Source organism: Streptomyces sp. NPDC030021 (assembly GCF_055574035.1).
The window spans coordinates 148,499-155,460 of sequence record NZ_JBVIAH010000018.1; the positions used below are offsets into that span (position 1 = coordinate 148,499).

A 6,962-nucleotide genomic window follows, 5' to 3' on the forward strand; every position below is an offset into this window, starting at 1 on the left:
AGCTCGTCCGGGCCGGACCCGGGGCGTAGCCCCAGTCGGGACAGGGGCGGGGTGCGGGAATCAATCCTGTCCGGCGATCGCGTACCGCTCAGCGGAAGACCACCGTGCGGCTTCCGTCCACCATGACGCGGCTCTCGCTGTGCCACTTGACCGCGTGCGCCAGCACCCGCGCCTCCACGTCCCGCCCGACCGTGACCAACTCGTCCGGGTCGAGCGAATGATCCACACGGCCACGTCCTGCTCGATGATCTGCCCTTCGTCCAGGTCCGGCGTCACATAGTGCGCCGTGGCGCCGACCAGTTTCACACCGCGCTCGTACGCCTGCTGATACGGGCGTGCGCCCTTGAAACTGGGCAGGAAGGAATGGTGGATGTTGATGGCCCGGCCCTCGAATTGCTTGCACAGGTCGTCGGAGAGGATCTGCATGTAGCGGGCGAGCACCACCAGGTCGATGTCCAGCTCGCGGACCAGCTCCATGAGGCGTGCCTCGGCGTCGGCCTTGGTGTCCTTGGTCACCGGGATGTGGTGGAAGGGGATGCCGTAGGTCCCGGCCAGTTCCTCGAACTCCCGGTGGTTGGAGACGATGGCCGGGATTTCTATGTTGAGCGCGCCGGTGCGCCGGCGGAAGAGCAGGTCGTTCAGGCAGTGGCCGAACTTCGAGACCATGATGAGCGTACGGGTCGGGGTGGAGGCGTCCCGAAGAGTCCACGAGATCCGAAATGCCTCGGCGACGGGGCCGAATCGGTCACGCAGATTCTTCGCGTCGGTGTCCGGGTCCGACACATCGAAGTGGACCCTCATGAAGAAACGGCCCTGAAGCCGCTCGTCGAACTGCTGGCTCTCCAGGATGTTGCCGGAGTTCCTGACCAGATAGCCGCTCACGGCGTGGACCAGTCCGGCCTGGTCCGGGCACGAGAGCGTGAGGACGTATTCACGGCCAGGTTGTGGTCGAGGGGGCATGCACGGCCTCCGTTGGTGCGTATTGCACAACAGGGTGAGTGATGCGCAACATGGTCGGCCTGTCTTGGCCCTTGGTCAAGGGAGCCGGGGCAACGGGCTCAGGGGGCGGATCCGCCCGCCACACCCTCTTGACGACGGTCACACGTTCGGCCAGGGTGTTCCATCACAAGCAATGCGGTGCATCATGCGCAACGGAACTTCGCTCGAAGGGCTGCGCTCGTGGCAGATCTGTATCTGGACGGAGAATGGTGCGATCCGGTTGCCGGAGGTCACCGGGAGATCCGCTGCCCCGCAGACGGCACGCTGGCCGCGGTGGTGTCCGAAGGGACGCGCTCCGACAGCGAGGCCGCGATCGCCGCGGCCCGCCGGGCATTCGACGACGGCCCCTGGCCGCGCACCTCCGAGCGGGAGCGCGGCGCGCTGCTGTTGCGCACCGCCGATCTGATCGCGCGCGACGCCAAGGAGTTCGCCCGCGCCGAATCGCTGGACACCGGCAAGCGGCTGGTGGAGAGCGAGTACGACATCGCCGATGTGGTCTCCTGTTTCCGCTACTACGGCGGGATCGCGGGTACCAGCGCCGGCCGGGTGATCGACACCGGGCGCGACGACGCCGTCAGCCGCGTCACCTACGAGCCGGTCGGTGTCTGTGGGTTGATCACTCCGTGGAACTACCCGCTGCTCCAGGCGTCGTGGAAGGTCGCCCCCGCGCTTCTGGCCGGAAACACGATCGTTCTCAAGCCGAGTGAACTCACTCCCTCCACATCGATCTTGCTGATGCGGGTACTTGAGGAGGCCGGCCTGCCGGCCGGCGCCGCCAACCTCCTGCTGGGCACCGGCCCCGAGGTGGGCGCATCGCTGTCCGAAGACCCCGCCGTCGACATGATCTCCTTCACCGGCGGCCTGGACACCGGCCGAAGGATCATGGCCACGGCCGCCGCGACCGTGAAGAAGGTCGCCCTCGAACTGGGCGGCAAGAACCCCAATGTCGTCTTTGCCGACGCCGATTTCGATACCGCTGTGGACTTCGCCCTCACGGCCGTCTTTCTGCATTCCGGGCAGGTCTGCTCGGCCGGTGCCCGCCTGATCGTGGAGGACTCGCTGCACGACGCCTTCGTCGACGAGGTCGTGCGCCGCGCCGGGCGCATCCGCCTGGGCGGCCCCTTCGATCCCGAGGCCGATACGGGACCGCTGATCTCCGCACAGCACCGGGAGAGGGTCGAGGCGTATGTCGCGGCCGGCCTCGCCGAGGGCGCCGTACTGCGATGTGGCGGCAGCCGCCCGGAGGACCCCGCGCTCGCGGAAGGCTACTACTACCCGCCGACCGTGCTCGACGAGTGCAGGCAGGACATGCGCGTGGTGCACGAGGAGTCCTTCGGACCCGTGCTGACCGTGGAGCGCTTCAGCGGCGAGGACGACGCCGTACGCATCGCCAACGACACCGAGTACGGACTCGCCGGAGCCGTATGGACGCAGGACGCGGGCAAGGCCCAGCGGGTCGCGCGACGGCTGCGCCACGGCACGGTGTGGATCAACGACTACCACCCCTATGTGCCGCAAGCGGAATGGGGTGGCTTCGGACACTCGGGCGTGGGCCGGGAACTGGGACCGACCGGTCTGGACGAATACCGCGAGCCCAAGCACATCTGGCAGAACATCCAACCCCGGCCGCAGCACTGGTTCCGCGGCTGAACGCCGAAGAGAGGTCGATCGTGACCCCCAAGCAGACTGAACTGCCGCAGCGGCACGGCACGTCCAAGGACCAGGACGCTGCCCCGGTCATTTCCGTGCGCGGGTTGTGGAAGGTGTTCGGGCCCAAGGCCGAGCAGGTGCCGGATTCCGAGGAGCTGTGCGGGCTCACGCGCCGTGAGCTCATGGACCGTACAGGATGCACCGCCGCCGTACGGGATGTGAACTTCGAGGTGTCGCCGGGCGAGGTCTTCGTCGTCATGGGCCTGTCCGGCTCCGGCAAGTCCACGCTGGTGCGATGTCTCACCCGGCTGATCGAACCCACCGCGGGGGAAGTCGACTTCGAGGGTGAGGACATCCGTGGCGCCGACGCCAGACGGCTGCGTGAGCTGCGGCGGCGCAAGTTCTCCATGGTCTTCCAGCACTTCGGGCTGCTGCCCCACCGCCGGGTCCTCGACAACGTCGCGTACGGACTGGAGATACGCGGCATGGGCAGGGCCGAACGCAACCGGCGCGCCCAAGAGGTCGTCGAACTCGTAGGCCTGGCCGGATACGAGAACTCCTACCCCGAGCAGCTCTCCGGCGGCATGCAGCAGCGAGTCGGCCTCGCCCGGGCGCTCGCCGGCGATCCGGACGTGCTCTTCTTCGACGAGCCGTTCTCGGCGCTCGACCCGCTGATCCGCCGCGACATGCAGAACGAGGTCATCCGGCTGCACCACGAGGTCGGCAAGACCATGGTGTTCATCACCCATGACCTGTCCGAGGCGCTCAAGCTCGGCGACCGCATCCTCATCATGCGCGACGGCAAGATGGTCCAGTGCGGCACGGGTGACGAACTGGTCGGCGCGCCCGCCGACGACTACGTCCGGGAATTCGTCCGGGACGTGCCCCGCGCCGAGGTCCTGACCCTGCGCTGGATCATGCGGGCCCCCGAGCCCGGCGACCCCCTCGACGGCCCGGAGCTGGGCCCGGACGTCGTGGTGCGTGAGGCGACGCGGGCGGTGCTCGCCGCCGACAAGCCGGTCAAGGTCGTCGAGGACGGGCGGCTGTTGGGCATCGTCGGGGACGAGGAGATCCTCGCGGTCGTGGCGGGGCAGGAAGGCGGCGCGTGATGGCCGTCGTTGCCGAACCGGCCGCGCGGGGCGCGTCCGTACGCGGGGTCCGCCGCGGCGCCGTGGTGGCCGCGATCCTGGTCGCCTGGCTGGTGCTGTTCGCCGTTCTGCGCGGGCGGCAGACCCTGGCGCTGGCGGCGGCCGACCTGACCGACCTGCACCGCTGGTTCAACTCGGTCAACGACACCATCGGGGCGAACCGCAACAGCAATCCGGTCTTCCTCTACTTCTTCAATGAGATCCGGCTGGTCATCGACACTCTCGTGACCTTCATCCAGTCACTGATCTCCGAGCCGTCGGCCGGGCGTCCGGTCCCTGTCATCGGCTGGCTGGGCGTCGTCGCCCTGGTCGGGTACATCTCCTGGGCCTTCGGGAACATCCGCGTCGCTGCCCTGGCCGTGGCCGGGTTCGTCTTCTTCGGGCTGCAGGGACTGTGGCAGGAGAGCATGGACACCCTGGCCCTGACCCTGTCGGCGGTCTTCGTCTCCCTGCTCATCGGGATCCCGCTCGGTATCTGGGCGGGGCTCTCCGACCGGGTGAACCGCGCCATCGCACCCTTCCTCGACTTCATGCAGACGATGCCGACCTTCGTCTACCTGGCCCCGCTGACGCTGTTCTTCCTCATCGGCCCGGCATCCGCCACGATCGCCACGCTCATCTACGCGGCGCCTCCCGCGATCCGCATCACCGCGCATGCCATCCGCGAGGTGCCCGCCACCACGGTCGAGGCCGCCGAGTCGCTGGGATCCACCCGGCGGCAGACGCTCACCAAGGTGCTGCTGCCCATGTCCAAGCGGACCGTCGTCATGGGCGTGAACCAGACCATCATGGCCGCGCTGTCCATGGTCACCATCGCCGCTCTGATCGACGCGCCCGGCCTGGGCAAGACCGTCGTCAAGGCGCTGCAGACCCTCGACGTGGGCGTCGCCTTCAACGCCGGCCTCGCCATCGTCGTCATGGCCATCGTGCTGGACCGGGTGACGACCGCGGCGGGCGACCGGGTGGAGGCCGCCAGGAAGCGCGGCGCCGGCCGCTTCGGGAAGTGGCGCCGGCCCCTGCTGCCGGCCGGCGGCGCGGCGGCCGCGGTGTGCGTGTGGCTGTCCCACACCTATGTGTGGGCGGCCGAGTTTCCCGGCGACGCCGCGGCCGGCGGCGCCATCGCGCGTACGGCGGACTCGGTCAGCCTGTGGACGCAGGACACCTTCGGCGGACTGACCAACGGAGCCAGGGATCTGATCACCACAGGGCTGCTCAACCCTTTCGAGACGCTGCTCACCGAGTCCCCGTGGTGGCTGGTCGGCGCGGTCCTCGTCGCCATCGGCGCCGTGCTCGGCGGATGGCGCGCGGGTGTCACGGCCGTGGCCTGCGTAGCCTCGCTCGTCGCGACCGGCGTGTGGTCGGACAGCATGACGACGCTGGCCTCCACGGCGGTGGCGACCCTGATCGTCCTGCTGCTGGGTGTCGTGGTCGGCGTGTGGATGGGGCGCAGTTCCCTGGCAGACCGGATGATCAGACCCAGCCTCGACGCGGGCCAGACCATGCCCTCGTTCGTGTATCTGGTGCCGTTCCTGGCGCTGTTCGGCGCCACGCGCTTCACGGCGATCACCGCCGCGGTCGTCTTCGCCGCCCCGGTGACGATCAAGATCATCGCAGATGGTGTGCGAGCGGTGCCGCAGGCCACGGTGGAGGCCGCCACCGCAGCCGGCTCGAGTACCTGGCAGATCATCACCAAGGTCCAGCTCCCCATGTCACGCAGCGCCTTGACGCTCGCGACCAACCAGGGCCTGATCTATGTCCTGTCCATGGTGGTCGTGGGCGGACTGGTCGGTGCGGGCGCCCTGGGCTACGACGTCGTAGCCGGTTTCTCCCAGGGCGAGTTGTACGGCAAGGGCCTGGCGGCAGGCCTGGCCATCGTTCTGCTCGGGGTCATGTTCGACCGCATCACGCAGGCAGCGGCACGGCGGAGGGCGAGGGCGCCCGGCGCCCGCTAGGCCGCCCACATCCCGGCGCTCACAGGAACAAGCACAGGAGGCAGCACAAGATGGGCAACTTCATGACACCATCGCGTCCCGCGAGACGGCGGGCCGCAATGGCCGGTCTCGCGGCGCTGGGCCTGGCCGTCGTCACCGGTTGCGGCGGTGCCAAGGTGGGCGAGTCGGGATCGGGTGCTTCGGGCGGTGTTTCCGGCAAGTGCGGTACGTTCAACCTCGCGGTCAACCCCTGGGTCGGATACGAGGCCAACGCGGCGGTCATCGCGTATGTCGCGGAGAAGGACCTCGGGTGCCAGGTCACCAAGAAGGACCTCAAGGAAGAGGTCGCCTGGCAGGGGTTCGGCACCGGCGAGGTGGACGCCGTCGTCGAGAACTGGGGCCACGACGATCTGAAGAAGAAGTACATCACCGACCAGAAGACCGCTGTGACGGCCGGCACGACCGGCAACAAGGGAGTCATCGGCTGGTTCGTGCCGCCGTGGCTGGCCAAGGAACACCCGGACATCACCGACTGGAAGAACCTCAACAAATACGCCGCCGACTTCAAGACGTCGGAGTCGGGCGACAAGGGGCAGTTCCTCGACGGCGACCCGTCGTTCGTCACGAACGACGCCGCACTGGTGAAGAATCTGGGGCTCGACTACAAGGTTGTCTACGGCGGCAGCGAGGCGGCGCTCATCCAGGCGTTCCGGCAGGCCGAGGCCAAGAAGACCTGGGTGATCGGGTACTTCTACGAACCGCAGTGGTTCCTCTCGGAGATCGACCTGGTCAAGGTGAATCTGCCGGAGTACACGGACGGCTGTGACGCCGTGGCGGAGAAGATCGCCTGCGACTATCCCGAATACCGGCTGGACAAGATTGTCAGCAAGAAGTTCGCCGACTCGGGGAGCCCCGCCTACGACCTCGTGAAGAACTTCACCTGGACCAACGAGGACCAGAACCTCGTGGCGAAGTACATCGCCGAGGACAAGATGTCGCCGGAGGCGGCGGCCAAGAAGTGGGTGGACGCCAACCGCGACAAGGTCGACGCCTGGCTCAAGAAGAGCTGATCCCCGGGACAGCCGACAAGCCCGTCTGCGGGACGGGCGAACAAGCACAGCCGTGGGGGGGGGGGGGGGGGGGGAGGGAGGGGGGGGGGGAGGGGTTTTTGTCCTGTCACCGCCTTCCCCGAACCCCCTCAACCCACCCCTTAGCACCAGAGCTGGTGGTGTTT

4 protein-coding genes and 1 pseudogene are annotated in these 6,962 nt (G+C 68.1%); 4 read left to right on the top strand and 1 reads right to left on the bottom strand.

Translation table 11 applies throughout. The features are described from left to right. Nucleotides 1-88: 88 nt before the first annotated feature. Nucleotides 89-960, bottom strand: a pseudogene (gene purU, locus ACZ4YL_RS30430) (formyltetrahydrofolate deformylase). 219 nt (nt 961-1,179) lie between these two features. Here purU and ACZ4YL_RS30435 point away from each other — a divergent pair. The 4 genes from ACZ4YL_RS30435 to ACZ4YL_RS30450 all read left to right on the top strand — a co-directional run bounded on the left by ACZ4YL_RS30435 (nt 1,180) and on the right by ACZ4YL_RS30450 (nt 6,798). Further along, complete coding sequence (locus ACZ4YL_RS30435; protein WP_468121013.1) at nt 1,180-2,649, top strand: aldehyde dehydrogenase family protein; 1,470 nt, start codon at nt 1,180-1,182, stop codon at nt 2,647-2,649. Nucleotides 2,650-2,669: 20 nt separating this feature from the next. Beyond that, complete coding sequence (locus tag ACZ4YL_RS30440; protein WP_468121015.1) at nt 2,670-3,758, top strand: quaternary amine ABC transporter ATP-binding protein; 1,089 nt, start codon at nt 2,670-2,672, stop codon at nt 3,756-3,758. Further along, nucleotides 3,758-5,749, top strand: coding sequence for an ABC transporter permease (locus ACZ4YL_RS30445; protein ID WP_468121017.1), 1,992 nt, complete (start codon nt 3,758-3,760; stop codon nt 5,747-5,749). Before ACZ4YL_RS30440 ends, ACZ4YL_RS30445 begins: the two co-directional genes overlap by 1 nt. A 98-nt stretch (nt 5,750-5,847) precedes the next feature. Next, on the top strand, nt 5,848-6,798 hold the full coding sequence (locus ACZ4YL_RS30450; protein WP_468121019.1) for an ABC transporter substrate-binding protein: 951 nt from the start codon (nt 5,848-5,850) through the stop codon (nt 6,796-6,798). The last annotated feature ends 164 nt before the right edge of the window (nt 6,799-6,962 follow it).

Bases quoted from the DNA above. Each gene is read 5' to 3' on its own strand.
- ACZ4YL_RS30445 (WP_468121017.1), top strand. From the start codon at position 3,758: ATGGCCGTCGTTGCCGAACCGGCCGCGCGGGGCGCGTCCGTACGCGGG.
- ACZ4YL_RS30450 (WP_468121019.1), top strand. From the start codon at position 5,848: ATGGCCGGTCTCGCGGCGCTGGGCCTGGCCGTCGTCACCGGTTGCGGC.